This is a genomic window from Candidatus Aalborgicola defluviihabitans (genome assembly GCF_016705985.1).
Taxonomy (GTDB): domain Bacteria; phylum Pseudomonadota; class Gammaproteobacteria; order Burkholderiales; family Burkholderiaceae_C; genus Allorhodoferax; species Allorhodoferax defluviihabitans.
In genome coordinates, this window is sequence record NZ_JADJKN010000002.1 from 529,217 (window position 1) to 551,788 (window position 22,572).

Annotated in this window: 25 protein-coding genes and 4 pseudogenes; 9 read left to right on the forward strand and 20 right to left on the reverse strand. The window is 59.3% G+C overall.

The annotated features are described in order from the left end of the window. Positions 1–62 precede the first annotated feature (62 nt). From rpsD to rplN, 15 genes are all read right to left on the reverse strand, one after another. Complete coding sequence (gene rpsD, locus IPI80_RS02895; protein ID WP_413856963.1) at positions 63–686, reverse strand: 30S ribosomal protein S4; 624 nt, start codon at positions 684–686, stop codon at positions 63–65. Positions 687–798: 112 nt separating this feature from the next. Next, the gene (gene rpsK / locus IPI80_RS02900; RefSeq protein ID WP_413856965.1) at positions 799–1,203 is read right to left on the reverse strand and encodes a 30S ribosomal protein S11; all 405 of its coding nucleotides are present in this window, start codon (positions 1,201–1,203) and stop codon (positions 799–801) included. Positions 1,204–1,218: 15 nt separating this feature from the next. Beyond that, positions 1,219–1,584, reverse strand: coding sequence for a 30S ribosomal protein S13 (gene rpsM / locus IPI80_RS02905; RefSeq protein ID WP_413856967.1), 366 nt, complete (start codon positions 1,582–1,584; stop codon positions 1,219–1,221). A 24-nt stretch (positions 1,585–1,608) separates the two neighbouring features. Further along, positions 1,609–1,722, reverse strand: coding sequence for a 50S ribosomal protein L36 (gene rpmJ / locus IPI80_RS02910; protein ID WP_012348927.1), 114 nt, complete (start codon positions 1,720–1,722; stop codon positions 1,609–1,611). A 161-nt stretch (positions 1,723–1,883) separates the two neighbouring features. Then, on the reverse strand, positions 1,884–3,194 hold the full coding sequence (gene secY / locus IPI80_RS02915; RefSeq protein ID WP_413856970.1) for a preprotein translocase subunit SecY: 1,311 nt from the start codon (positions 3,192–3,194) through the stop codon (positions 1,884–1,886). A gap of 24 nt (positions 3,195–3,218) precedes the next feature. After that, positions 3,219–3,650, reverse strand: coding sequence for a 50S ribosomal protein L15 (rplO, locus tag IPI80_RS02920; RefSeq protein ID WP_413856972.1), 432 nt, complete (start codon positions 3,648–3,650; stop codon positions 3,219–3,221). A gap of 10 nt (positions 3,651–3,660) precedes the next feature. Beyond that, positions 3,661–3,843: a 50S ribosomal protein L30 gene (gene rpmD, locus IPI80_RS02925; protein WP_413856974.1), complete on the reverse strand. Its 183-nt coding sequence runs from the start codon at positions 3,841–3,843 to the stop codon at positions 3,661–3,663. A gap of 14 nt (positions 3,844–3,857) precedes the next feature. Then, complete coding sequence (gene rpsE, locus IPI80_RS02930) at positions 3,858–4,382, reverse strand: 30S ribosomal protein S5 (RefSeq protein ID WP_413856976.1); 525 nt, start codon at positions 4,380–4,382, stop codon at positions 3,858–3,860. Between the two features lie 17 nt (positions 4,383–4,399). After that, entirely contained in the window at positions 4,400–4,765 is a 366-nt protein-coding gene (gene rplR / locus IPI80_RS02935; protein ID WP_413856978.1) for a 50S ribosomal protein L18, read from the reverse strand. Between the two features lie 11 nt (positions 4,766–4,776). After that, positions 4,777–5,310, reverse strand: coding sequence for a 50S ribosomal protein L6 (rplF, locus tag IPI80_RS02940; protein WP_413856980.1), 534 nt, complete (start codon positions 5,308–5,310; stop codon positions 4,777–4,779). A gap of 24 nt (positions 5,311–5,334) precedes the next feature. Beyond that, complete coding sequence (rpsH, locus tag IPI80_RS02945; protein WP_413856982.1) at positions 5,335–5,730, reverse strand: 30S ribosomal protein S8; 396 nt, start codon at positions 5,728–5,730, stop codon at positions 5,335–5,337. Positions 5,731–5,748: 18 nt separating this feature from the next. Next, positions 5,749–6,054 carry a 30S ribosomal protein S14 gene (gene rpsN / locus IPI80_RS02950; RefSeq protein ID WP_413856984.1) on the reverse strand — a complete coding sequence of 102 codons (306 nt, stop codon included), beginning with the start codon at positions 6,052–6,054 and terminating at the stop codon, positions 5,749–5,751. Between the two features lie 8 nt (positions 6,055–6,062). Further along, positions 6,063–6,602, reverse strand: coding sequence for a 50S ribosomal protein L5 (gene rplE / locus IPI80_RS02955; protein ID WP_413856986.1), 540 nt, complete (start codon positions 6,600–6,602; stop codon positions 6,063–6,065). Between the two features lie 2 nt (positions 6,603–6,604). Then, positions 6,605–6,925 carry a 50S ribosomal protein L24 gene (gene rplX / locus IPI80_RS02960; protein ID WP_413856988.1) on the reverse strand — a complete coding sequence of 107 codons (321 nt, stop codon included), beginning with the start codon at positions 6,923–6,925 and terminating at the stop codon, positions 6,605–6,607. 9 nt (positions 6,926–6,934) lie between these two features. Further along, on the reverse strand, positions 6,935–7,303 hold the full coding sequence (gene rplN / locus IPI80_RS02965) for a 50S ribosomal protein L14 (protein ID WP_413856990.1): 369 nt from the start codon (positions 7,301–7,303) through the stop codon (positions 6,935–6,937). A gap of 251 nt (positions 7,304–7,554) precedes the next feature. On the opposite strand from rplN, the gene proC reads away from it, so the two are divergent. Continuing rightward, complete coding sequence (gene proC, locus IPI80_RS02970) at positions 7,555–8,370, forward strand: pyrroline-5-carboxylate reductase (RefSeq protein ID WP_413856992.1); 816 nt, start codon at positions 7,555–7,557, stop codon at positions 8,368–8,370. Positions 8,371–8,422: 52 nt separating this feature from the next. Here the strand turns inward: proC and IPI80_RS02975 are convergent, their stop codons facing one another. Together IPI80_RS02975 and IPI80_RS02980 are read right to left on the reverse strand one after the other, a co-directional pair. Further along, positions 8,423–9,352: a LysR family transcriptional regulator gene (locus IPI80_RS02975; RefSeq protein ID WP_413856994.1), complete on the reverse strand. Its 930-nt coding sequence runs from the start codon at positions 9,350–9,352 to the stop codon at positions 8,423–8,425. A 141-nt stretch (positions 9,353–9,493) separates the two neighbouring features. Further along, positions 9,494–10,707: pseudogene (locus IPI80_RS02980) on the reverse strand (CaiB/BaiF CoA transferase family protein). Positions 10,708–10,786: 79 nt separating this feature from the next. Between IPI80_RS02980 and IPI80_RS02985 the strand changes: the two are divergent. From IPI80_RS02985 to IPI80_RS03015, 7 genes and pseudogenes are all read left to right on the forward strand, one after another. Next, positions 10,787–11,529 (forward strand): annotated as a pseudogene (locus IPI80_RS02985) (haloacid dehalogenase type II); the annotation flags it as partial. 128 nt (positions 11,530–11,657) lie between these two features. Further along, a pseudogene (locus tag IPI80_RS02990) lies at positions 11,658–11,876 on the forward strand (sulfite exporter TauE/SafE family protein); the annotation flags it as partial. A gap of 43 nt (positions 11,877–11,919) precedes the next feature. After that, a complete protein-coding gene (locus IPI80_RS02995) occupies positions 11,920–12,330 on the forward strand; it encodes a sulfite exporter TauE/SafE family protein (RefSeq protein WP_413856996.1) in 411 nt (136 codons plus the stop codon). Positions 12,331–12,382: 52 nt separating this feature from the next. After that, positions 12,383–14,651, forward strand: a pseudogene (locus IPI80_RS03000) (malate synthase G). Positions 14,652–14,984: 333 nt separating this feature from the next. Beyond that, the gene (gene nadC, locus IPI80_RS03005) at positions 14,985–15,872 is read left to right on the forward strand and encodes a carboxylating nicotinate-nucleotide diphosphorylase (RefSeq protein ID WP_413856998.1); all 888 of its coding nucleotides are present in this window, start codon (positions 14,985–14,987) and stop codon (positions 15,870–15,872) included. Then, positions 15,869–17,002, forward strand: coding sequence for a quinolinate synthase NadA (gene nadA, locus IPI80_RS03010; RefSeq protein WP_413857000.1), 1,134 nt, complete (start codon positions 15,869–15,871; stop codon positions 17,000–17,002). The genes nadC and nadA overlap by 4 nt, the downstream gene beginning before the upstream one ends. Before the next feature lie 17 nt (positions 17,003–17,019). Continuing rightward, positions 17,020–17,496: a DUF3124 domain-containing protein gene (locus IPI80_RS03015; protein ID WP_413857001.1), complete on the forward strand. Its 477-nt coding sequence runs from the start codon at positions 17,020–17,022 to the stop codon at positions 17,494–17,496. A gap of 31 nt (positions 17,497–17,527) precedes the next feature. Here IPI80_RS03015 and nadB read toward each other — a convergent pair whose 3' ends face one another. The 3 genes from nadB to IPI80_RS03030 form a co-directional block, all read right to left on the reverse strand. Further along, positions 17,528–19,135 carry an L-aspartate oxidase gene (gene nadB / locus IPI80_RS03020; protein WP_413857003.1) on the reverse strand — a complete coding sequence of 536 codons (1,608 nt, stop codon included), beginning with the start codon at positions 19,133–19,135 and terminating at the stop codon, positions 17,528–17,530. A gap of 84 nt (positions 19,136–19,219) precedes the next feature. Then, positions 19,220–20,383: a dipeptidase gene (locus IPI80_RS03025; RefSeq protein WP_413857005.1), complete on the reverse strand. Its 1,164-nt coding sequence runs from the start codon at positions 20,381–20,383 to the stop codon at positions 19,220–19,222. 16 nt (positions 20,384–20,399) lie between these two features. Continuing rightward, the gene (locus IPI80_RS03030; RefSeq protein WP_413857007.1) at positions 20,400–20,723 is read right to left on the reverse strand and encodes a hypothetical protein; all 324 of its coding nucleotides are present in this window, start codon (positions 20,721–20,723) and stop codon (positions 20,400–20,402) included. A gap of 88 nt (positions 20,724–20,811) precedes the next feature. On the opposite strand from IPI80_RS03030, the gene IPI80_RS03035 reads away from it, so the two are divergent. After that, complete coding sequence (locus IPI80_RS03035) at positions 20,812–22,305, forward strand: AMP nucleosidase (RefSeq protein ID WP_413857009.1); 1,494 nt, start codon at positions 20,812–20,814, stop codon at positions 22,303–22,305. The last annotated feature ends 267 nt before the right edge of the window (positions 22,306–22,572 follow it).

Consider the following 22,572-nt stretch of genomic DNA (forward strand, 5'->3'; position numbering starts at 1 on the left):
GGTGAAGCACCTTGGCCGTAGTGCCCCACAGCCAAGGAACGATTTCAAAAATTCAAACGCGATTAGCGTGAATACAACTCGACGATCAACGACTCATTGATGTCGGCGCCAAATTGATCACGGTCAGGCACGGTCTTGAACGTACCTTCGGCCTTTTCCAGGTTCACTTCAACCCAGGCAGGCATGCCGACTTGCTGAGCCAGTTGCAGCGCTTCGACCACGCGATTTTGCTTCTTGGACTTTTCCCGCACGGCAACCACATCACCGGTTTTGACCATGTAGGATGGGATATTGACCGAGCTGCCGTTGACAATAATGGCCTTGTGGGAAACCATTTGACGGGCTTCCGCGCGTGTCGAGCCAAACCCCATGCGGTAGACAACGTTGTCCAGGCGGGATTCCAACAGGAACAACAAGTTGGCACCAGTATTGCCTTTGCGGCGATCGGCTTCTTCAAAGTAGCGCCGGAACTGACGCTCCAGCACGCCGTACATGCGCTTGACCTTCTGCTTCTCACGCAGTTGGAGACCGTAGTCAGACGTACGGGCACCGGAAGTGCGACCATGTTGACCGGGTTTGGAGTCGAATTTGGCCTTATCCCCAATGGCGCGGCGAGCGCTCTTGAGAAACAGGTCAGTGCCTTCACGGCGGGATAGTTTGGCCTTGGGGCCTAGATAGCGTGCCACTTGAACTTCCTTTTATGTCATCTACCGCATCAGAAACGCGGGAGCCACCAGCGGCTGCTGGTGGCGGTGGGCTTGTTAAAAATTAATACGACGGTATCTGATTGCAAAGCAATCAAATACGGCGGCGTTTCTGGGGGCGGCAACCGTTATGAGGAACCGGAGTCACGTCCGCAATCAGGTTGATGCGAATGCCCAGTGCGGCCAAAGCACGCACGGAAGATTCACGGCCTGGACCAGGGCCCTTGATTTCAACATCAAGGTTCTTGATGCCTTGGTCAAGCGCAGCACGACCAGCAACTTCAGATGCTACCTGGGCTGCAAAAGGGGTCGATTTACGCGAACCCTTGAAGCCCTGGCCACCCGAAGACGCCCACGACAGAGCGTTACCCTGGCGATCGGTGATCGTGATGATGGTGTTGTTGAAGGAAGCATGCACGTGTGCGATTCCATCAGCAACGTTCTTGCGAACTTTTTTACGAACGCGTTGTGCCGCATTATTGGCGGGAGCTTTTGCCATGATGGTTTATCCCTGTTATTTCTTCAAAGACTGTGCGGCCTTACGGGGGCCTTTGCGTGTACGTGCGTTCGTGCGAGTCCGCTGACCACGCATAGGCAACCCACGGCGATGGCGGAAACCGCGATAGCAGCCGATGTCCATCAAACGCTTGATGTTCATGGTTGTCTCGCGACGCAAATCGCCTTCGATGGTGAATTGAGCGATTTGATCCCGGATTTTCTCCAGATCACCATCGTTCAAGTCTTTGACTTTTTTGGAATATGCAATGCCACAAGCCTCGCAAATTTTGCGTGCGCGGGTGCGACCGATACCAAAGATGGCGGTCAGGCCAATTTCGGAATGCTGATGCGGCGGAATATTGATGCCAGCGATACGTGCCATTTTCGTCCTCTAAAACTCTTGCAATTAACCCTGGCGCTGCTTGTGACGTGGATCTGTACAGATCACGCGCACAACGCCCTTGCGTCGGATGATTTTGCAGTTACGGCAAATTTTCTTGACCGAAGCCGAAACTTTCATATTTCTCTCCTAAAACACTTAGCTCCGTTCCGACTTTGAATCGCGCGGAACATGCGCTATTTACTTTGCTCTGAACACAATTCGCGCACGACTCAGGTCGTACCGCGCGTTAACTCGACAGTTACTAACGTCATCTTTTGACATCTCAACTCCGCAACACCTCAAGAAGATTTGAAATTAGCCTTCTTCAACAGTGATTCGTATTGCTGAGACATCAAATAATTCTGAACCTGGGCCATGAAATCCATGGTTACCACCACGATAATCAGCAACGAGGTGCCACCAAAATAGAACGGTACGTTGTATTTGAGAATTAGAAATTCTGGCAACAAACAGACAAAGGTGATGTATATCGCGCCAGCCAACGTAAGGCGGAGCAGGATTTTATCAATATATTTTGCGGTCTGTTCGCCAGGACGAATTCCTGGAATAAACGCACCACTCTTCTTCAGGTTATCTGCTGTTTCGCGGCTGTTAAACACCAACGCCGTGTAAAAGAAACAGAAGAACACAATCGCACTCGCATACAACAACACATAGATCGGCTGACCCGGGCTCAACGTGCTGGAGATGTCTTTCAACCAACGCATCGAATCACCAGAGCTAAACCAGTTCGCAATCGTTGCTGGCAGCAAGATAATGCTGGAGGCGAAGATGGGAGGAATCACACCTGCCATGTTCAGCTTTAAAGGCAGGTGGGATGATTGCCCACCATAAACTTTATTCCCGACCTGGCGCCTGGCGTAATTCACCAAAATCTTGCGCTGGCCACGCTCAACAAACACCACAAAATAAGTTACCAGCGCGACCAGAACAATCACCAGCATCGCAACGATGATATTCATGGCTCCGGTTCGCACCAGTTCAAGCAAGCCACCAATCGCGCTTGGCAATCCGGCTGCAATACCACCAAAAATCAGAATCGAGATGCCGTTACCCAAACCGCGCTCGGTGATCTGTTCACCCAGCCACATCAAAAACATCGTACCTGCAGTCAACGTTACAACCGAAGTCATACGAAAACCGAACCCTGGAGAAATTACCAAACCAGCCGACGACTCCAACGCCAAGGCAATACCCAATGACTGAAACAATGCCAACCCTACGGTGCCGTAACGGGTGTACTGTGTGATCTTGCGACGTCCCGCTTCGCCTTCCTTCTTCATTTGCTCGAAGGTAGGCAGCACATACCCCATCAGCTGCATAATGATCGACGCCGAGATGTACGGCATGATCCCTAGTGCGAATACGGTAAACCGTGACAACGCACCACCGGAGAACATGTTGAACAAGCTCAGGATGCCACCCTGCTGGCCTTTGAACAACTGCTGCAGTTGGTTGGGGTCAATGCCGGGTACCGGGATGTGTGCGCCCACGCGGTACACTACCAGCGCGAGCAACAAAAACGTCAACCGACGACGCAAGTCACCGAACTTGTCCGTCTTTGCCATTTGACCTGCAGAAGTTGCCACTTATTTCTCTTTCAGCTCGTTGACTCAGGCAACGCTACCGCCAACTGCTTCAATAGCAGTCTTGGCACCAGCGGTTGCACCGATACCGGTCAGCTTGACTGCCTTGGTCAAGGCACCAGTGTTGATCACCTTCACCACCTTGATCATTTGACCTACCAGCTTTTCCTGCTTCAATGTCAGCAGATCCACATCGGCCAGACCCAGTGCTTCCAGGGTGGTCAAAGTGATTTCTGCATTGAACTGCAACAGATGCGATTTGAAACCACGCTTAGGCAAGCGACGATGCATGGGCATCTGACCACCTTCGAAGCCCACTGCTGGACCACCACCGGAACGCGACTTTTGACCCTTGTGACCACGGCCGGCGGTCTTACCCAGACCGGATCCGATGCCACGACCAACCCGACGCTTGGCGTGTTTGGCGCCATCCGCAGGCTTAATGCTATTGAGTTCCATCATCAACCTCTTAAAGCACCTTGACCAGATAACTGATCTTGTTAATCATGCCGCGCACTTCGGGTGTATCCACCAGTTCACTGGTGCTACGAATCTTGCGCAAGCCCAAGCCACGCACGGTAGCGCGGTGCGACTCTTTCGTCCCAATCGGGCTACGCACCAATTGGATCTTTACGGTTTGTTGTGTAGTCATTTTGAAGTTCGCTTTCAGACGAAGATCTCTTCGACGGTCTTGCCGCGCTTGGCAGCAACTTCCGAAGGTGTGGTCGAAACTGTCAGCGCATCCAAAGTGGCACGAACCATGTTGTAAGGGTTGGAGGAACCATGGCTCTTTGCCACGATGTCCGTAATGCCAACCACTTCAAAAACAGCGCGCATGGGGCCGCCAGCAATAATGCCGGTACCTTTGGGTGCTGGTGCCATCATGACATTAGCAGCACCATGGTGACCCTTCACCTGGTGGTGAATGGAACCGTTTTTGAGCGACACTTTGATCATGTTGCGACGGGCTTCCTCCATCGCCTTCTGGACGGCAGCAGGCACTTCCTTGGACTTACCCTTACCCATGCCAACCCGGCCTTCGCCGTCACCCACCACGGTCAATGCAGCAAAACCGAGAATACGGCCGCCTTTAACCACTTTGGTGACGCGATTGATCGCAATCATTTTTTCGCGCAGGCCGTCTTCAGGCCCTTCAGCCTTACCCTGCATCTTCGCTTGAACTTTAGCCATTGTGTATTCCGATCTGCTTAGAACTGCAAGCCAGCTTCACGTGCCGCATCAGCCAGCGCTTTGACGCGGCCGTGGTACGCAAAACCTGCACGGTCAAATGCGACTTTTTCGACACCGGCAGCCTTGGCTTTTTCAGCCACACGCTTGCCAATGACCTGGGCCGCGGCAACATTGCCACCCTTGCCCGCCGCACCCAGGGCCTTGCGAACTTCGAGTTCGACCGTGGAGGCTGTAGCCAGCACCTTGCCGCCGTCGCCAGAAATCACGCTGGCGTAGATATGCAAATTGGTGCGATTCACCGTCAGACGCGCAACGCCCTGATTGGCAATGCGGATACGGGTTTGACGGGCCCTGCGAAGACGCTGCTCTTTCTTGGTCAACATGTTGCAGTTCCTTATTTCTTCTTGGTTTCTTTGATCGTGATCTTCTCATCCGCATAACGGATGCCCTTGCCCTTATAAGGCTCGGGAGGACGAACAGCACGGATCTCAGCGGCGATTTGACCAACACGTTGGCGGTCAGCACCCTTGATCAAAATTTCGGTGGGCGTCGGCGTAGCCACGCTGATGCCGGCTGGCATGTCAAAGTTGACAGGGTGGGAGTAACCCACAGCCAGATTCAGCTTGGCGCCAGTCGCCTGGGCCTTGAAACCCACACCAACCAAACTCAGCTTCTTCTCAAAGCCCTTGGTCACACCAAGCACCATGTTGTTCACCAATTGGCGCATAGTGCCGGACATGGCATTGGCTTCGCGGGATTCATTGGCAGGCTGAAAATTCAGCTTGCCGGCGTCGTTGGCCACGGTCACCAAGTCGTTCAGGGACAGTTGCAGCGTACCGCCTGCACCTTTGACGCTGATCTGGCTACCCTGGATGGACACGTCCACACCAGCGGGCACAGTGACGGGAAGTTTACCTACACGGGACATTTCTAATTTCTCCTCGATGTAGCGTTAAGCGACGTAGCACAGGACTTCGCCACCGACACCGGTAGCGCGAGCCTTGCGGTCGGTCATGACGCCCTGGGGGGTCGTTACGATGGCAACACCGAGGCCGTTCTGGACCTGGGGTATGGCATCGCTGCCGCGATAAACGCGCAGACCAGGGCGGCTCACACGCTCAATGCGTTCGATAACAGGACGACCTGCGTAATACTTCAGTGCAATTTCCAATTCAGACTTGCCGTCTGTTGTGGAAACCTTGAAGTTGTCGATATAGCCTTCGTCTTTCAACACTTGGGCAATCGCAACCTTCACTTTGGAAGATGGCACGGAAACGGTAGTTTTGGCCACCATTTGCGCATTGCGAATGCGTGTCAACAAGTCGGCGATGGGATCACTCATGCTCATGTTTGGTTCTCCTGTCGCTTACCAGCTGGCCTTGACGATGCCGGGGATTTCTCCGGCAAAGGCCATTTCACGGATCTTGGCACGCGCCAAGCCAAAGTGCTGGAACGTGCCACGAGGACGACCAGTGATGGCACAGCGGTTGCGTTGACGGGTTGGATTGGCATTGCGTGGGAGCTTCTGCAGACCCAGACGGGCAGCAGCACGCTCTTCATCGGTGCGCTTGGCGTCACCGGCAATTGCCTTGAATTCCGCGTATTTCTTGGCGTACTTAGCAGCCAACTGATCGCGCTTCAGCTCACGCTGGATTAAAGCCATTTTAGCCACAGGTCGCCTCAGTTCTTGAACGGGAAACGGAAGCCGGTGAGGAGCGCTTTGCACTCTTCGTCGGTCTTGGCCGTCGTGGTGATACTGATATTGAGGCCGCGCAAGGCGTCAACCTTGTCATATTCAATCTCAGGGAAAATGATCTGCTCTTTGACGCCGATGTTGTAGTTACCACGACCATCAAATGCGCGACCGGAAATACCGCGGAAGTCACGTACACGGGGCAGAGCCACGGTAACGAAACGATCCAGGAATTCATACATCTGCACGCCGCGCAGGGTCACCATGCAGCCGATAGCCTGGTTCTCACGAATCTTGAAGCCAGCGATGGCCTTCTTCGACATGGTGACAACGGGCTTTTGGCCGCCAATCTTGGTCAGGTCGCTTACAGCGTGATCCATGACCTTCTTGTCGGCAACGGCTTCGCTCACACCCATGTTCAGGGTGATTTTGCTCAGACGCGGCACTTGCATGGGCGAGGTGTAGCCAAATTTGGCCATCAGCTCGGGCGCCAGTTTTTCGCGGAAATGTTGTTGCAAACGAGCCATGGTTATGCCACCTTGATTTCTTCGCCGCTGGACTTGTAGACGCGAGCGCGCTTACCGTCAGCCAGCACCTTGATACCAACACGGTCCGCCTTACCCGTTGCAGCATTGAAAATTGCCACATTGGATTGGTGGATGGGCATTGTCTTTTCAACAATACCGCCTACCGCGCCCTTCATGGGGTTGGGCTTGGTGTGCTTCTTCACCAAGTTAACACCATCGACTACCAAATGGGAGTCATCCTTGCGCAGAGACACCGTCCCGCGCTTGCCTTTGTCACGTCCGGCGATGACGATGACTTCGTCGCCCTTGCGAATCTTGTTCATGTCGTGTCCTTACAAAACTTCGGGAGCCAGGGACACGATCTTCATGAACTTCTCGGTACGCAGTTCACGCGTAACGGGTCCGAAAATGCGGGTGCCGATAGGCTCCAACTTGGCGTTGAGCAGCACTGCTGCGTTGCCGTCAAATTTCACCAAAGAACCGTCGCCACGGCGAATGCCCTTGGCCGTACGAACCACAACCGCGCTATAGACCTCGCCTTTTTTGACGCGGCCACGGGGTGCAGCTTCTTTGATGCTAACTTTAATGATGTCGCCAACAGTAGCGTAACGGCGCTTGGAACCACCCAGCACCTTAATGCACAGGACGGACTTCGCGCCGGTGTTGTCAGCGACTTCTAATCGGGATTCAGTCTGGATCATTTCAATATTCCCAACTTGCACCAGGAGCAGCGACCACCGATTTATTGGCAACCACCGACACCGAGTCAGTCTTGGGCCCGCTGTCCACACCGTAAACCACTCACGATGCATCCATTTGGGCAGAAACTCCGCCCTATTCGAGCGAAGCCTGCAATTATGCCACAGCTATTTGTCTTGCGCAATTATTTTTTGCGACAATGTCCATCTGCACGGCGTTTGCACCCTGAACGCCCCAGCCACCGGAGAACACCATGCACGAACATCTGGCATTTATTGGCGGCGGCAATATGGCCTGCGCCATGATCAGCGGCCTGCAGGCCCAGGGCCTTTCCATCAACAAGATCGACGTGGTGGAGCCCTTTGCCGAGGCCCGCGAGCGGCTCAAGACTGATTTTGGCATTGCCGCCAATACAGTAGCCGGGGATTTTCTGGAACGTGCCACCATTGTCATATGGGCGGTCAAGCCCCAGTCGTTCAAAGAGGCTACCCAGCCCGTGCAGGCCTTTACCGCAAATGCTCTGCATCTGAGCGTGGCCGCTGGCATCCCCAGCGACAGCATTGCTGCTTGGCTGGGTAATGAACGCATCATCCGCACCATGCCCAACACCCCGGCGCTGATTGGCAAGGGCATCACCGGCCTGTTTGCCCGACCTGCCGTCACGCCCGCAGACCGTCAGCACGCCGAACGCATCGTCAAGGGTATGGGACAGTATCTATGGCTGGAGCAGGAAGGCCTGCTCGACGCAGTTACCGCCCTATCTGGCTCCGGGCCGGCCTATATGTTCTATTTCATGGAGGCCATGACCGCCGCTGGCGCCGAGATGGGCCTGACGCGTGAACAGGCCTACCAGTTGGCCGTGGCGACCTTTATCGGCGCTGGTGAGCTAGCCCGCGCTAGCCATGAGCCACCCGAGATCCTTCGCCAGCGCGTCACATCCAAGGGCGGCACCACCTATGCGGCCATCACCTCCATGGACAACAGTCACATCAAGGATTTGTTTGCCCAGGCCCTGCACGCAGCCCACCAGCGCGCCCGCGAGATGGGTGTGGAATTCGGCAACGCTTGATAGTCATTTAGGGCTCTAGCCCTCGTGGAATATACGTAGCGCGCTTCTGGTTTCATAGCGTCTTCCAAAAACCCGGGGTGCCGTAATGGTGCTTCAAGTAGTCGATCCAAAGCCGCACGCGCAACGCCAGGTGCTTGCGTTGTGGAAAAACAGCGTAGATGCCGTTGGGCGGAGCGGCGTAATCCTCCAGCACCGCCACCAGGTGGCCAGCGGCGATCTCAGCCTCCACCTCCCACGTGCTGCGCCAGGCGATACCCCAGCCAGCCAGGCACCAGTCGTGCAGGACCTGCCCGTCCGAGCAGTCCAATGGGCCACCGGGTTTGAGGTAGCTCACCGCATCATTCTTGGCGCCGCTGCCCGGCGCGGATCGGAAGGCCCAGCCCCGGGTCTGGGATGCATCGCTGGACAAGGTCAGGCAGTCAAACCGCACCAAATCAGTCGGGGTTTGCGGCGTGCCACAGCGTGTCAGGTAGGCCGGTGTCGCCACACACAGACGCCGGTTGTCCGCCAGGCGCACGCTGACCAGGGACGAGTCCGGCATGTCGCCCACCCGCACGGCACAGTCATAGCCCTCGCCTGCAATGTCCACGATGCGGTCCGACAGGTTGAGCGATATCGTCACCTCGGGGTGCAGATCGTGGAACTTGGGCACCAGCGGCGCCACATGGCGGCGGCCGAACCCGGCCGGCGCGGTGATGCGCAAATGGCCGCTGGCCTTGACGCCGCCGGCGCTGACGCTGGCCTCGGCATTGGCCAGGTCGGCCAGGATGCGCTGGCAGTCCTCCAGGAAAGCGCTGCCCTCGTGGGTGAGTGTGATGCGGCGCGTGGTGCGCAGCAGCAGCTTCACGCCCAGGCGCTCTTCCAATGCGTCGATGCGCCGCCCCATGATGGCCGGCGCCACGCCCTCGGCAATGGCGGCGGCGGTCAGGCTGCCACGGGTGGCAACGGAGACGAAGCTTTCTAACTGTTTGAGCTTGTCCATGTCAGTCCGTCCGGGTCTGGATGGCAGTGCGTTTTACTCCGTGTCCCCCGCCCGCTGCGCGGGCTCCTCCTTTACCTACGTAAAACGCACTACCATCCAGCCTCTTAGCCCTCGTGGAATATGCATGGCAAGCTACGCTTTTCATAGCACCACACCATCTGCATGCAACCGATTCACTTGGTCTACGCTATAGCCCAAGCTTTGCAACAAGCCGTCGGTGTGCTCGCCCAGCTTGGGCGGGTCAGGCGTAGGCCCAGGCGCTCGCCGCCCAGCATCAGGGGTAGAAGCGGCACCTTGGTTTGGCGGCCATCGGGCAGTTCCATGGGCGCCAGGCCGCCGGTGGCGTTGAGGTGCGGATCATCGAACAGATATTGCGGATCGGTGATGGGGGCGAACGGCAGGCCGTGCTGCTCAAACAACGCCGAGAGCTCGACGGCGCTGTGGACCACCAAGCGCTCGCGTAGCAGCGGGATCAGCCAATCACGGGCCAGCACCCGGCCGTTGTTGCTGGCAATCCGTTCGTCCGCCAGCAGGTCGGCAAAGCCAAAGGCGTCGCAAAACACCTTCCACTGGCCGTCGCCCACCACCGCCAGAAAGATCTGCTGCCCATCTTTAACCTTGAACACGTCGTAAATGCCCCAGGGTGAGATCTTCTCTGGCATCGGTGCGGCGGCCTTGCCGGTCACCGCGAACTGCAGCATGTGCTGGGCCACCAGGAAGATGTTGTTCTCAAACAAGGCGCTTTGCACCTCCTGGCCCTGTCCGGTCTGGCTGCGCTGCATCAAGGCGGCCATGGCGCCCACCGCGCCAAAGACGCCGCCCATGATGTCGTTCACGCTGGAGCCCGCACGCAGCGGATCGCCGGGGCGCCCGGTCATGTAGGCCAGGCCGCCCATCATCTGCACTACCTCATCCAGCGCGGTGCGGTGGTCGTAGGGGCCGGGCAGAAAGCCCTTGTGGCTCACGTAGATCAGGCGCGGGTCCAGCTTGCGCAGGGTTGCGTAGTCCAGCCCCAGCTTTTGCATGGTCTCCGTCTTGAAGTTCTCGCTGACGATGTCGGCGGTGGCGATCAGCTTGAGCACCATTTCCCGGCCCTGGGCACTCTTCATGTCCACCGCAATGCTCTTTTTGTTGCGGTTGAACAGCGGGTAGAAACCGGCGCCGCTGCCCAGCAGCTTGCGCGTGTTGTCGCCGGTCAAGGGCTCGACCTTGATGACGTCCGCGCCCAGGTCACCCAGCACCATGCCGCAGGTCGGGCCCATGACCATGTGGGTGAACTCGACGACGCGGATGTTGGCCAGCGGTAGGGGGCGGCTGGCGTCGGAGGCGGTTACCTGGGGTTCAGTTGGCTGCATGGATTACCCACATAAAAGTCACAAATAAACTCAATAATAGCCAATTAATCCGCCGCCAAGGTTGCAATACAGTAGAGGCATGTCCAAAACCCCTGCCACTGCTGCGTCCGCCCCCGCCAAAGGCCACAAGCCTTCAGGCCACTGCGCGCCACAGGCTGTGTTGTTTGACGCCTATGGCACGCTGTTTGACGTGTACAGCGTGGCGCTGCTGGCCGAGCAGCTGTTTCCCGGCCACGGCCAGGCTTTGAGCGTGCTGTGGCGCGACAAACAAATCGAATACACCCGTTTGGTGACCACCAGCAACCACGGCGCGCACTACCAGCCGTTTTGGGAGCTGACCCGCGCGGCGCTGGTTTTTGCTATTAAAAAGCTAGTGCACCCATAGATTCGACGAGGGCTAGCGCTGAATTTGATGAGCAAGTTTCTCAGCTCATGAACCAGTACCGGTCCCTGAGCGCCTTCCCCGAAAACCGCGCCGTGCTGCAAGCGCTTAAAAGTCAGGGCATTCCCACCGGCATTCTGAGCAATGGCGATACCGCCATGCTGACACTGGCACTCAAGTCCAGCGGCCTGCACGATCTGGTGGACCACATCATCAGCGTGGACCCGGTGCGCAAGTACAAGACCGCCCCAGAGGCCTATGCCCTGGGCGAACAAACCCTGGGGCTGGCAGCAGCCAAGGTGCTGTTTGTCAGCAGCAATGCCTGGGACGCACTGGGCGCCACCTGGTTTGGCTACCAGACGCTGTGGGTCAACCGCAGCCAGCAACCGTGGGAAGAAATTGGCCCGCAGCCCACCCACATCGGCACCTCGCTGCGCGATGGCTGTGGGTGCCTGGGTCTGATGCACGGGGAGCCCGCCCGCATGACAGCCGATCGTGCGATTGTGGGGGCTTTGCCGCCGGGCGCAACTCGGTCGCCGGTGGCGGCTCGTTCTTCTCGTTCCCTGCCATGTTGGCAGCGGGCGTGCCGCCGGTCGTGGCCAACGCCAGCAATTCGGTGGCGCTGTGGCCCGGCAGCCTGGCTGCGGCCTGGGGCTACCGTGCGGAGTTGGTCCGCATGCGCCCCCATTTGCTGGGCCTCAGTGTGGCGGCACTGGTCGGCGGCATGGCCGGTGGCCTGCTGCTGCTGGCTGCGGGCGACGCGCAGTTTGCCCAGTTGATTCCCTGGTTGCTGGCGTTTGCCACCGGCTTGTTTGCTGCCAGCCCGCAGATTGCCGCCTGGCTCAAGCGGCGGCGGCGCGCCACAGCCCCCCACGGCATTCAACTCGGTGGTGGGTTGGCTGGCGCAGTGTCTGGTATCGGTGTACGGCGGATTCTTTGGCGCGGGCATGGGCATTTTGATGATGGCCAGCCTGTCTATTGCCGGGCACGAAGACCTGCACGAAGTCAACGCCCTGAAGAACCTGTTGTCCTCGGTGGTGTACAGCATCACGGTGGCGACCTTCATCACCGCAGGCGCCATCAGTTGGCCGCACACCTTGATCATGCTGGTGGCAGCCAGCGCGGGCGGCTACCTGGGTGTGCGCCTGGCGCGCCGCTTGCAAGGCCCCTGGCTGCGTCGCGTCGTCATCGCCGTGGGCGCGGCGCTGACCGCCTACTATTTTTTCAAGACACCCGGCTAGCACCGGCCCGATTATTTTTGTTTCCTGTTCACTTTACGGAAGAACCCCCACCATGAGCACCACCGAACGCACTATCGAACGCACCGCCGCCCACCGCTTGCAAGTTGCCAGCAATTTGCACCGCTTCATCGAAACGCAGGTTCTGCCCGGTACCGGTGTAGCGCCTGCGGCGTTTTGGAAGGGCTTTGACGCCATCGTGGCCGATCTGGCACCCAAAAACATCGCCCTCTTGGCCGAACGCGACCGCCTGCAAACCGAGCTGGACGCCTGGCACAAGGCCAACCCCGGTCCCATCACCGATCCTTCCAAGCCCACCGATATGACGCCTACCGCGCGTTTCTGGAAAAAATTGGCTACCTGGTGCCAAGCCCCAAAAAGCTGAAAATCACCACCAAAAATGTGGACGCCGAACTGGCCAAGCAAGCCGGCCCGCAGCTGGTGGTGCCCATCATGAACGCCCGCTACGCCCTGAACGCCGCCAACGCCCGCTGGGGCAGCCTGTACGACGCGCTGTACGGCACCGACGTGATCAGCGAAGACAAAGGCTGCGAAAAGACCCTGCAACGCAACGGCAAGACCGTGGGCTACAACCCCAAGCGCGGCAAAAAGGTCATCGAATACGCCCGCAACGTGCTGGACCGCACCGCTCCGCTCAAAAAAGGCTCGCATGTGGGCTCCACCGGCTACCGCGTCAACAAAGACGGCCAGTTGGTCGTGGCGCTGAAAGACGGCGGCACCTCCAAGCTGCAAGACAACAGCCAGTTCATCGGCTTCCAGGGCGAAGCGAAAGCACCATCGTCCGTGCTGTTGGAGCACAACGGCCTGCATCTGGACATCATCATCAACCGCGCCACGCCCATCGGCAAAACGGACGCCGCTGGCGTTGCCGACCTGGTGGTGGAAGCAGCCCTGTCCACCATCCTGGACCTGGAAGACTCCGTGGCCGTGGTGGATGCCGACGACAAGGTGCTGGCCTACAGCAACTGGCTGGGCATTTTGAATGGCACGCTGACTGAGAGCTTTGAGAAGGGTGGCAAGACGATGACGCGCGGGCTCAACGGCGACCGCGTTTACTCGGCTGCCAATGGAAAAGGCAAAGTCACCCTGCACGGCCGTTCGCTGATGTTTGTGCGCAACGTCGGCCACCTGATGACCAACCCGGCCATCACCTACACCGCCGCCGACGGCAGCACCAAAGAAATCCCCGAAGGCATCATGGACGCCGTGGTCACCACCACCATCGCCCTGCATGACTTGAAGCCAAGTCCAAGAAAGACGCCATCCGCAACTCGCGCAAAGGCTCGGTCTACATCGTCAAACCCAAGATGCACGGCCCGGCAGAAGTGGCCTTTGCCGCCGAGCTGTTCAGCCGCGTCGAGAAGATGCTGGGCCTGCCCGACAGCACCGTCAAGCTGGGCATCATGGACGAAGAGCGCCGCACATCGGTCAACCTGAAGGCCTGTATTGCCGCCGCCAGCAGCCGCGTCGCCTTCATCAACACCGGCTTCCTGGACCGCACCGGCGACGAAATGCACACCGCCATGCAAGCCGGCCCCATGATCCGCAAGGGCGACATGAAGACCAGCGCCTGGATTGCCGCGTATGAGAAGAACAACGTGCTGGTGGGCCTCTCCAGCGGCCTGCGCGGCAAGGCGCAAATCGGCAAGGGCATGTGGGCCATGCCCGACCTGATGGCCGAGATGATGAAGCAAAAGATCGGCCACCCCAAGGCCGGCGCCAACACCGCCTGGGTGCCCAGCCCCACCGGCGCCACCCTGCACGCCCTGCACTACCACCAGGTGCTGGTCAGCGACGTGCAAAAGGAGATGGAAAAAACCAACTACGAAAAAGCGCGTGACGGCATCCTGGCCAACCTGCTGCAAATTCCGGTCACCGCCACCCCCAACTGGAGCGATGCCGAGATTCAACAGGAGCTGGACAACAACGCCCAGGGCATTCTGGGCTACGTGGTGCGCTGGGTGGACCAGGGCGTGGGCTGCTCCAAGGTGCCCGACATCCACAACGTCGGCCTGATGGAAGACCGTGCCACGCTGCGCATCAGCAGCCAGCACATGGCCAACTGGCTTTTGCATGGCGTGGTGAGCGAAGGGCGCATTCAGGCGACCTTCCAGCGCATGGCGGCGGTGGTGGACCAGCAAAACAGCGGCGACCCGCTGTACCAGCGCATGGCTGGCAACTTTGACACCAGCATGGCCTACCAGGCCGCCTGTGATCTGGTCTTCAAGGGCCTGGTGCAGCCCAGTGGCTACACCGAGCCGCTGCTGCATGCCTGGCGTTTGAAAGTGAAGGCGGCTGCCTAAAAAAGCCCGCCAAACCCAGCCCGCGTGCGCATTCTGGTAAATCGCTCTAGAATCAAGCGCGACTTACACAGCACCCACGAGGGCTGGCTATTATTTTGGCTATTGCCCGGAATTGCAAAACGATTCCGGGCTTTTTTATGGGTGCGACGCGAGTGCCAGGCCGTCTGCACCAGTTCATTTTCCGCACTGTTGGCCGCGCCCAGCAGGTCTTCGTCATGGTTTTATGGCTTGAAAACGGAAACACGGCGGCCAGATGTGTACCATCGATAACCACCCCCAACTGCGCCGCGTCCTGCACGACACCCGGCGGCACCTGTTTTGAGCCTTTTCTCCATGACCAAGTCGTTTGATTTTTCACCCGCTGCAATAGCCCAACTGGCCCACGCGGACGTGGCCCGAGCCCTGGCTGAGGACGTGGGCACCGGTGACCTGACCGCCGGCCTTATTGCCCCCGACCAGGGTGCCAGCGCCCATGTTCTGGCACGCGAAAACGCCGTAGTGTGCGGCCAGGCCTGGGTGCAGGCCGCCATTCTGGCGCTGGACCCCCAAGCCCACATCCGTTGGCATGTGCAAGATGGTGGCCGCTGCGAGGCCAACCAGGTGGTGTTTGAAGTGCAGGGTCGCGCCCAGGCCCTGTTGACTGCCGAGCGCACGGCGCTGAACTTTCTGCAACTGCTCAGCGCCGTGGCCACCAAAACCGCCACCTACGTAGCCGTTGTGGCCGGCACGCGCGCGGCCATTGTGGACACCCGCAAAACCCTGCCGGGCCTGCGCTTGGCACAAAAGTACGCCGTGCGCTGTGGCGGCGGCACCAACCACCGAATAGGCCTGTATGATGCCGTGCTGATCAAAGAAAACCACATCGCCGCCGCCGGTGGCATTGCACAGGTGCTGCAACAGGCCGCAAAGATGGCGAAAGAGGCCGACTTTGTGGAGATTGAAGTAGAGACGCTGGAACAATTGGCGCAAGCCCTGGATGCCGGTGCCCGCATGGTGCTGCTGGACAACATGAGCGTGCCCCACTTGCACGAGGCCGTGCGCATGAACGCCGCCAAAGCGAATCCGGCCATTCTGGAAATATCGGGCGGCGTCACCCTCAACGGTTTGCGCGCATTGGCCGAAACCGGAGTAGACCGCATCTCGATTGGCACCCTGACCAAGGACGTGCAGGCCACCGACTACTCCATGCGCTTTGAAACATTGGCAGGAACCCCGGCATGACGAACACAGCCGCCACCATTGACGTGGATTACGAGCAGCCCGACACCACGCTCGCGGGCGTAGCCAGTGCATGCAGCACCCGCCATGCCTGGGCCCGCGTGCCGGTGGAGCCCAGCCCCACCGAACGTGCGGCGCTCAAAGACAAAATTCGCCGCCTGCTGAACGAGAAGAACGCGGTCATGGTGTCGCACTACTACGTCCACCCCGATCTGCAAGACCTGGCCGAAGAAACCGGCGGCATCGTCAGCGACTCATTAGAGATGGCGCGCTTTGGTCGCGACCACGCTGCGCAAACCTTGGTGGTATCGGGTGTGAAGTTCATGGGCGAAACCGCCAAAATTTTGTCGCCTGAAAAAACGGTGCTGATGCCCGATCTGGACGCCACCTGTTCTTTGGACCTGGGCTGCCCGATTGACGAATTTAGCGCCTTTTGCGACGCCCACCCGGACCGCACCGTGGTGGTCTACGCCAACACCAGCGCGGCCGTGAAGGCACGCTCCGATTGGCTGGTCACCAGCAGTTGCGCGCTGGACATTGTTCGCGCGCTCAAAGACGCCGGACAAAAAATTCTGTGGGCCCCAGACCGGCACCTGGGCGGCTACATCCAGCGCGAAACCGGGGCCGACATGGTGATGTGGAACGGCGCCTGCATCGTGCACGACGAATTCAAGGCCTTTGAGCTGGAAGCGTTAAAAAAAGAACACCCACTCGCCAAAGTGCTGGTGCATCCGGAATCTCCCGCCGATGTCATAGCCCTGGCCGACGCCGTGGGCTCCACCAGTGCGATATTGAACGCGGCGCACACCATGGACGCGCCCGAATTCATTGTGGCCACCGACAACGGCATGATGCACAAGCTGCGCACGCTGAACCCGGGCAAGGTGTTTTATGAAGCCCCCACCGCCGGCAACAGCGCTACCTGCAAGAGCTGCGCGCATTGCCCCTGGATGGCCATGAACGGGCTGGCCGGGCTGGCCCATGTGCTGGAGACGGGCACCAACGCAGTCCACGTGGACCCGGCCCTGGGTCTGCTGGCACGCCGCCCGATTGACCGTATGCTGGCCTTTACCGCGGCTTTGAAGTCGGGCAAGCCAGTGGCGGGTTTGGTGCCCAACATCGGCGCGGCCTGAACACATTGGAGGATGGTATGCGGCTATTTCTAACCTGCCTGCTGGTGGCTTTCTCCATCGGATCTGCGCATGCCCAAGCGGCGGCGGGCCGCTCCACGGGGCAGACCCTGTACCTGCCCATCTATTCCCACATCTGGCATGGCGATACGGCCAATGCAGGTGAGAGGGCCAAAACGCTGCTATCGGTTTCGGTGAACATTCGCAATACCGACCCGGCCCGCGCCATCCGCGTTCTGTCGGCGCAGTACTACGACACCGATGGCAAAAAGCTGCGCAACTACGTCACCACACCCCAGGTCATTGGCCCCTTGGGCACACTGGAATTGTTCGTTCCCCGTGGCGATGACTCGGGCGGCTCGGGCGCCAATTTCATCATCACCTGGAAGTCGGATGCTGCCGTCAACCCGCCCATGGCGGAAGGCGTGCATGCCAACCTGCCAGTCGGCAGAACTATCGCCTTCATCAGCTCGGCGCGGGTCTTGCCTGACGATTGACGCACCGGCGCTATCCGGCGATAGCCAAAACTCAGTCCGGCACCAAGATCGTGGGCACGGCTATGGCCATCGTATTGGGGTAATCGCGGCTGAAGTGCAGACCACGGCTCTCGTGGCGCGAGTGTGCGCTACGCACGATCAGCTCCGCCACCTGAACCAAATTACGCAGCTCCAGCAGGTCGCGTGTGACATGAAAGTGCGCGTAAAACTCCTGAATTTCACCCTGTAACAAAGCAATACGGTGGCTGGCGCGCTCCAGGCGTTTGTTGGTGCGCACAATGCCCACGTAGTCCCACATGAAGCGGCGCAGCTCGTCCCAGTTGTGCGAGATAACCACGGCTTCGTCGGCATCAGTCACCCGGCTGTCATCCCAGGCGGGCAGGGCCGGTGGTTGGGGCAGGGGCGTGGCCACGATGTCGGTTGCCGCCGAGCGGGCAAACACCATGCATTCCACCAGTGAGTTGCTGGCCAAGCGGTTGGCGCCGTGCAGGCCGGTGTAGGTGGCCTCGCCAATGGCGTGCAGGCCGGCAATGTCGGTGCGGCCGCTCAAATCCACATGGATGCCGCCGCAGGTGTAGTGTGCCGCCGGCACAACGGGAATGGGCTGCTTGGAAATGTCAATGCCTAGTTGCATGCAGCGTGCGTAAATGTTGGGAAAGTGCTCCAGCAAAAAGGCCAACGGCTGGTGCGAAATGTCCAGGTACACGCAGTCAAAACCGCCCTTTTTCATCTCGAAGTCAATCGCGCGGGCCACCACGTCGCGCGGCGCCAGCTCGGCGCGCTCGTCATGCTGGGGCATGAAGCGGGTTCCATCGGGCAGCAGCAGCCGCCCGCCCTCGCCGCGCACCGCTTCCGAAATCAGGTAGGACTTGGCATGCGGGTGGTACAGGCAGGTGGGATGGAACTGGATGAATTCCATGTTCGTCACCCGGCATCCGGCGCGCCAAGCGGCGGCTATGCCGTCGCCGGTGGCGGTATCAGGGTTGGTGGTGTAGAGGTACACCTTGCCCGCCCCGCCGGTGGCCAGAATGGTGTGTGGTGCGCTAAAGGTGAGCACCGTGTCAGTGGCCTCGTCCAGCGCGTACAGGCCCAGGCAGCGGTTGTCCGTGGCGTCACCCGCAGAAGCCAAACCCAGCTTGCGTTCGGTAATCAGGTCCACGAGCGTGTGGTTCTCGAACAGCGTGATGTTGGGTGTGCGGCGCACGGTCGCTATCAACGTCTTTTGCACGGCCGCACCCGTCGCATCGGTCACGTGCACGATGCGCCGTGCGCTGTGGCCGCCTTCACGCGTCAGGTGCAAATGGCCGTCTTCTTCGGAAAAGGGCACACCCAATTCGCGCAGCCAGGCAATGCTTTCGGGCGAATGCTCCACCACAAAACGCGTGGCCGCCGGGTCAGACAAACCGGCACCAGCCACCAGGGTGTCCTGCACATGGGCGTCGAAGCTGTCGCCCTCGGCCAGCACGGCCGCAATGCCACCCTGCGCCCAGTTGCTGGAGCCATCGCTCATGCCGCGCTTGGTCAGCACCGCCACGCGGTGGGTGGGTGCCAAATGCAAGGCCGCCGACAAGCCGGCCAAGCCGCTGCCGACAATCAGGACGTCAAAGTGGTAATGCGCAGCAGAGAGAGAAATGGTCATGTAAATACTACTTTTTTGATAGCTACCTATGCAGTATTGACGAGGGCTAGAGGCCTATTGGATAAAAATTTTTATGAAACCGGTTCAGATCGTGGGCAAAGTCTGCAGCAAAAGACGCTGCACATTGCCACCCATGATGGCGCGGATGTCACCAGCGTTGAAGCCAGCCGCCATCAGGCCTTCGGTCAACTGCGGCAGGCCCGTTGCGTCAAACGGCATGCGGGTGGCACCGTCAAAGTCGGAGCCCAACCCTACATGGGCTACGCCTACCTGGTCCACCGCATATCGGATGGCTTTGACGATGGCGGGAACATCGGGCTGGCACACCGCGCCGTCCCAGTAGCCAATGCCCACCACGCCGCCGGTGGCAGCAATGCGCCGCAGGTGGTCGTCCGTCAGGTTGCGCGGGCCTGGGCAGGTTCCGGCTACGCCCGTGTGCGAGACCAGCAGGGGACGTTTGGCCATGGCCAGCACGTCGTCAATCAGGGGTTTGGAGGCGTGGGCCAGGTCAATCAGCATGCCCTTTTCCTCCAACTTGGCAACCACTTGGCGGCCAAAGGGCGTCAGCCCTCCCTTTTCCAGCCCATGGGCGGAGCCGCCAACTTCGTTGTCAAAAAAGTGCGTCAGGCCCGTGATGCGAAAACCGGCGTCATACAACCGGTCCACGTTTTCCAGCTTGCCTTCCAATGGGTGCAGGCCCTCAGTGGCCAGGATGGCGGCAACACGGTGGCTGTCCTGGCTCCAGGCGGTTATGAAGGCCTGCAGGTCTTGACGGCTCTTGACCACCACCAGGCGGCCCTGGCTATCTTGCGCGGCACGGTGCAATTTTTCGCCCATGTACAGGGCGCGTGCCAGCAAGCTGTTCCAGGTGGCCGTGGGCCAGCGCTGGGCCATGGCCAGCAGCGTAATGCTGTCGGTATCAGAACCATTGCGTTCGTAGTTCAAACCCTTGGGCGTTTTGGTGACGGTGGCAAACACCTGCAGGGCCACATGGCCGTCCAGCAGACGCGGCAAGTCGACGTGGCCACGCTCGTAGCGTTGCAGCAGGTCGCGGTTCCACAAGAGGGCATCGTCATGCAAATCGGCCACAAACAGCGCCTGGTGCGCAGCGGTGGCTGGGGCACTGGCCGCATAGGGCGCAGGGTGTGTGACGGTGTTCATATGCCCATCAACGATAGTGGGCACATTGAAAAAAACCACCAAGCCAACGACCAGCAGCACCAGCGTGCCTATTACAGTTTTGCGCATCAATGGGCCTATTCGGTCATTCGGCCTGGTGCAGAGCAGCCAGGTTGATCAGCGCCGACACCACTTCCGACTTGAAACCCACCCGACTCTGGCCATCCTGGTGGCCGCCGCTCATGATGAGCTTTTGCAGGTATTCCACGCAGTCGCGGTGGCCCCAGAACTTCTCGATGGCCAGGGCGATGCGGACATGGTGCTCGGCAATGACAGCCATTTCGTGGTCGATGCGGGCCTGTAGCGGACGCTCATGCAGAGGCATGGGGCGCGTGGGCAAATCCTCTTCCTCCCATTGCAATGAGGGAAAGCCGGTTTCGACATAGCGTGAATCGTTGAAATCTGGCACGAAAGTAATGTTCTTCTACAGGGATAGCCACCAGTGCGTATTATTCCGCAAAGCGGCGGGTGTCACAGCCCCACGGCACAATAGATGCATGCCCAATCTACCACCCTTTGTCCCACCCCAACGCTTTACCGACGCCGCTTCAGCCCTGGCCCAGGTCACCCGCATCTACGACGGCAGCATTCACCACCTGCGCCAGGCCATGCAGGACTTCGTGGGCGGCGCCGATGCCATGGGCCATGTGCGGGCCTGCTACCCCATGGTGCGCATCCATACCGACACGGTTTCGCGCACCATCTCCCCCGAGAGTGCGCGCCTGAGCTACGGCTTTGTGGCCGGACCCGGCCGATTTGAGACCACGCTGACTCGGCCTGACTTGTATTCGCACTACTACCTGAACCAGTTCAACCTGCTGCTGCAAAACCACGGCGTGGAGCTGGAGGTGGGCACCAGCTCGCAGCCCATACCGGTGCACTTCTCGTTTGCCGAAAACGACCATGTAGAAGGTAACCTGACGGCACAGCGGAGAACCCGGATGCGCGACGTTTTCGACCTGCCCGACCTGGCCGCCATGGACGACGGCATTGCCAACGGCACCTACCAGCCACGCGCCGGCGAGCCCGAACCCCTGTCGTTGTTTACCGCGCCCCGGGTGGATTACTCGCTGCACCGGCTGCGGCATTACACCGGAACCAGTCCTGAGCATTTTCAGAACTTTGTGTTGTTCACCAACTACCAGTTCTACATTGACGAATTCATCGCCCTGGGGCACGCCGCCATGGCCGACCCCACCAGCGAATACATTGCTTTTATCCAGCCGGGCAATGTGGTGACGCGACGTGTGGGGTTGGAGGCCGAGCCGGCCGACGCCCTGGGCAAGGAGCCACCACGCCTGCCGCAGATGCCGGGCTATCACCTGGTGCGTGCCGACAACGCAGGTATCACCATGGTCAACATTGGCGTGGGGCCTGCCAATGCCAAGAACATTACCGACCACATTGCCGTACTGCGGCCACACGCCTGGATCATGTTGGGTCATTGCGCAGGCCTGCGCACCACGCAGCAACTGGGCGACTATGTGCTGGCCCACGGCTATGTGCGCGAAGACCATGTGCTGGACGAGGAGTTGCCCCTGTGGGTACCGGTCCCCGCTCTGGCCGAAATCCAGGTGGCACTGGAGCAGGCTGTGGCTGACGTTACGCAGATTAAGGGCGCCGCACTGAAAAGCATCATGCGCACCGGCACCGTGGCATCCACCGACAACCGCAACTGGGAGCTACTGCCCGACAACCAGCCCCAGCGCCGTTTTAGCCAAAGCCGCGCCATCGCCCTGGACATGGAAAGTGCCACCATTGCCGCCAACGGGTTCCGCTTTAGGGTGCCTTACGGCACCTTGCTGTGTGTGAGTGACAAGCCACTGCATGGCGAGATCAAGCTGCCCGGCATGGCCAACCACTTCTACCGTGAGCGGGTAGACCAGCACTTGCGCATCGGCATGCGGGCCATTGAACTGCTGCGCGCCCAGGGCACCGAGCAATTGCACAGCCGCAAGCTGCGCAGCTTTTCCGAAGTGGCCTTTCAGTAGGGGTTGAATAGCTGGCCACCCATTCCTGCCCAACGTTGGCCTGGGTTTCCGTGTCACGTATCACAGATTTTGGCTGCAGATCACACCCTGATGGCGAAAATGCAAGTCGGCAGGTTCACGCTCGCAGCGTGTCGCCCATTGCTCAAAGTGGGTGAAGGCAGGCTGCGACAACCTACTGGCCGTAAGGCCCACCGCCACTCTACTCTCTTCTTCCAGCGGAGGCGCCTTTGTTCGTAAAACCCGTGCTCCATTCAATTGATCGACTTG

Bases quoted from the DNA above. Each gene is read 5' to 3' on its own strand.
- rpsK (WP_413856965.1), bottom strand. From the start codon at position 1,203: ATGGCAAAAGCTCCCGCCAATAATGCGGCACAACGCGTTCGTAAAAAA.
- rpsM (WP_413856967.1), bottom strand. From the start codon at position 1,584: ATGGCACGTATCGCTGGCATCAATATTCCGCCGCATCAGCATTCCGAA.
- rpmJ (WP_012348927.1), bottom strand. From the start codon at position 1,722: ATGAAAGTTTCGGCTTCGGTCAAGAAAATTTGCCGTAACTGCAAAATC.
- rplO (WP_413856972.1), bottom strand. From the start codon at position 3,650: ATGGAACTCAATAGCATTAAGCCTGCGGATGGCGCCAAACACGCCAAG.
- rpmD (WP_413856974.1), bottom strand. From the start codon at position 3,843: ATGACTACACAACAAACCGTAAAGATCCAATTGGTGCGTAGCCCGATT.
- rpsE (WP_413856976.1), bottom strand. From the start codon at position 4,382: ATGGCTAAAGTTCAAGCGAAGATGCAGGGTAAGGCTGAAGGGCCTGAA.
- rplR (WP_413856978.1), bottom strand. From the start codon at position 4,765: ATGTTGACCAAGAAAGAGCAGCGTCTTCGCAGGGCCCGTCAAACCCGT.
- rplF (WP_413856980.1), bottom strand. From the start codon at position 5,310: ATGTCCCGTGTAGGTAAACTTCCCGTCACTGTGCCCGCTGGTGTGGAC.
- rpsH (WP_413856982.1), bottom strand. From the start codon at position 5,730: ATGAGCATGAGTGATCCCATCGCCGACTTGTTGACACGCATTCGCAAT.
- rplE (WP_413856986.1), bottom strand. From the start codon at position 6,602: ATGGCTCGTTTGCAACAACATTTCCGCGAAAAACTGGCGCCCGAGCTG.
- rplX (WP_413856988.1), bottom strand. From the start codon at position 6,925: ATGAACAAGATTCGCAAGGGCGACGAAGTCATCGTCATCGCCGGACGT.
- rplN (WP_413856990.1), bottom strand. From the start codon at position 7,303: ATGATCCAGACTGAATCCCGATTAGAAGTCGCTGACAACACCGGCGCG.
- proC (WP_413856992.1), top strand. From the start codon at position 7,555: ATGCACGAACATCTGGCATTTATTGGCGGCGGCAATATGGCCTGCGCC.
- IPI80_RS02975 (WP_413856994.1), bottom strand. From the start codon at position 9,352: ATGGACAAGCTCAAACAGTTAGAAAGCTTCGTCTCCGTTGCCACCCGT.
- nadC (WP_413856998.1), top strand. From the start codon at position 14,985: ATGACCAAGTCGTTTGATTTTTCACCCGCTGCAATAGCCCAACTGGCC.
- nadA (WP_413857000.1), top strand. From the start codon at position 15,869: ATGACGAACACAGCCGCCACCATTGACGTGGATTACGAGCAGCCCGAC.
- IPI80_RS03015 (WP_413857001.1), top strand. From the start codon at position 17,020: ATGCGGCTATTTCTAACCTGCCTGCTGGTGGCTTTCTCCATCGGATCT.
- nadB (WP_413857003.1), bottom strand. From the start codon at position 19,135: ATGACCATTTCTCTCTCTGCTGCGCATTACCACTTTGACGTCCTGATT.
- IPI80_RS03025 (WP_413857005.1), bottom strand. From the start codon at position 20,383: ATGCGCAAAACTGTAATAGGCACGCTGGTGCTGCTGGTCGTTGGCTTG.
- IPI80_RS03035 (WP_413857009.1), top strand. From the start codon at position 20,812: ATGCCCAATCTACCACCCTTTGTCCCACCCCAACGCTTTACCGACGCC.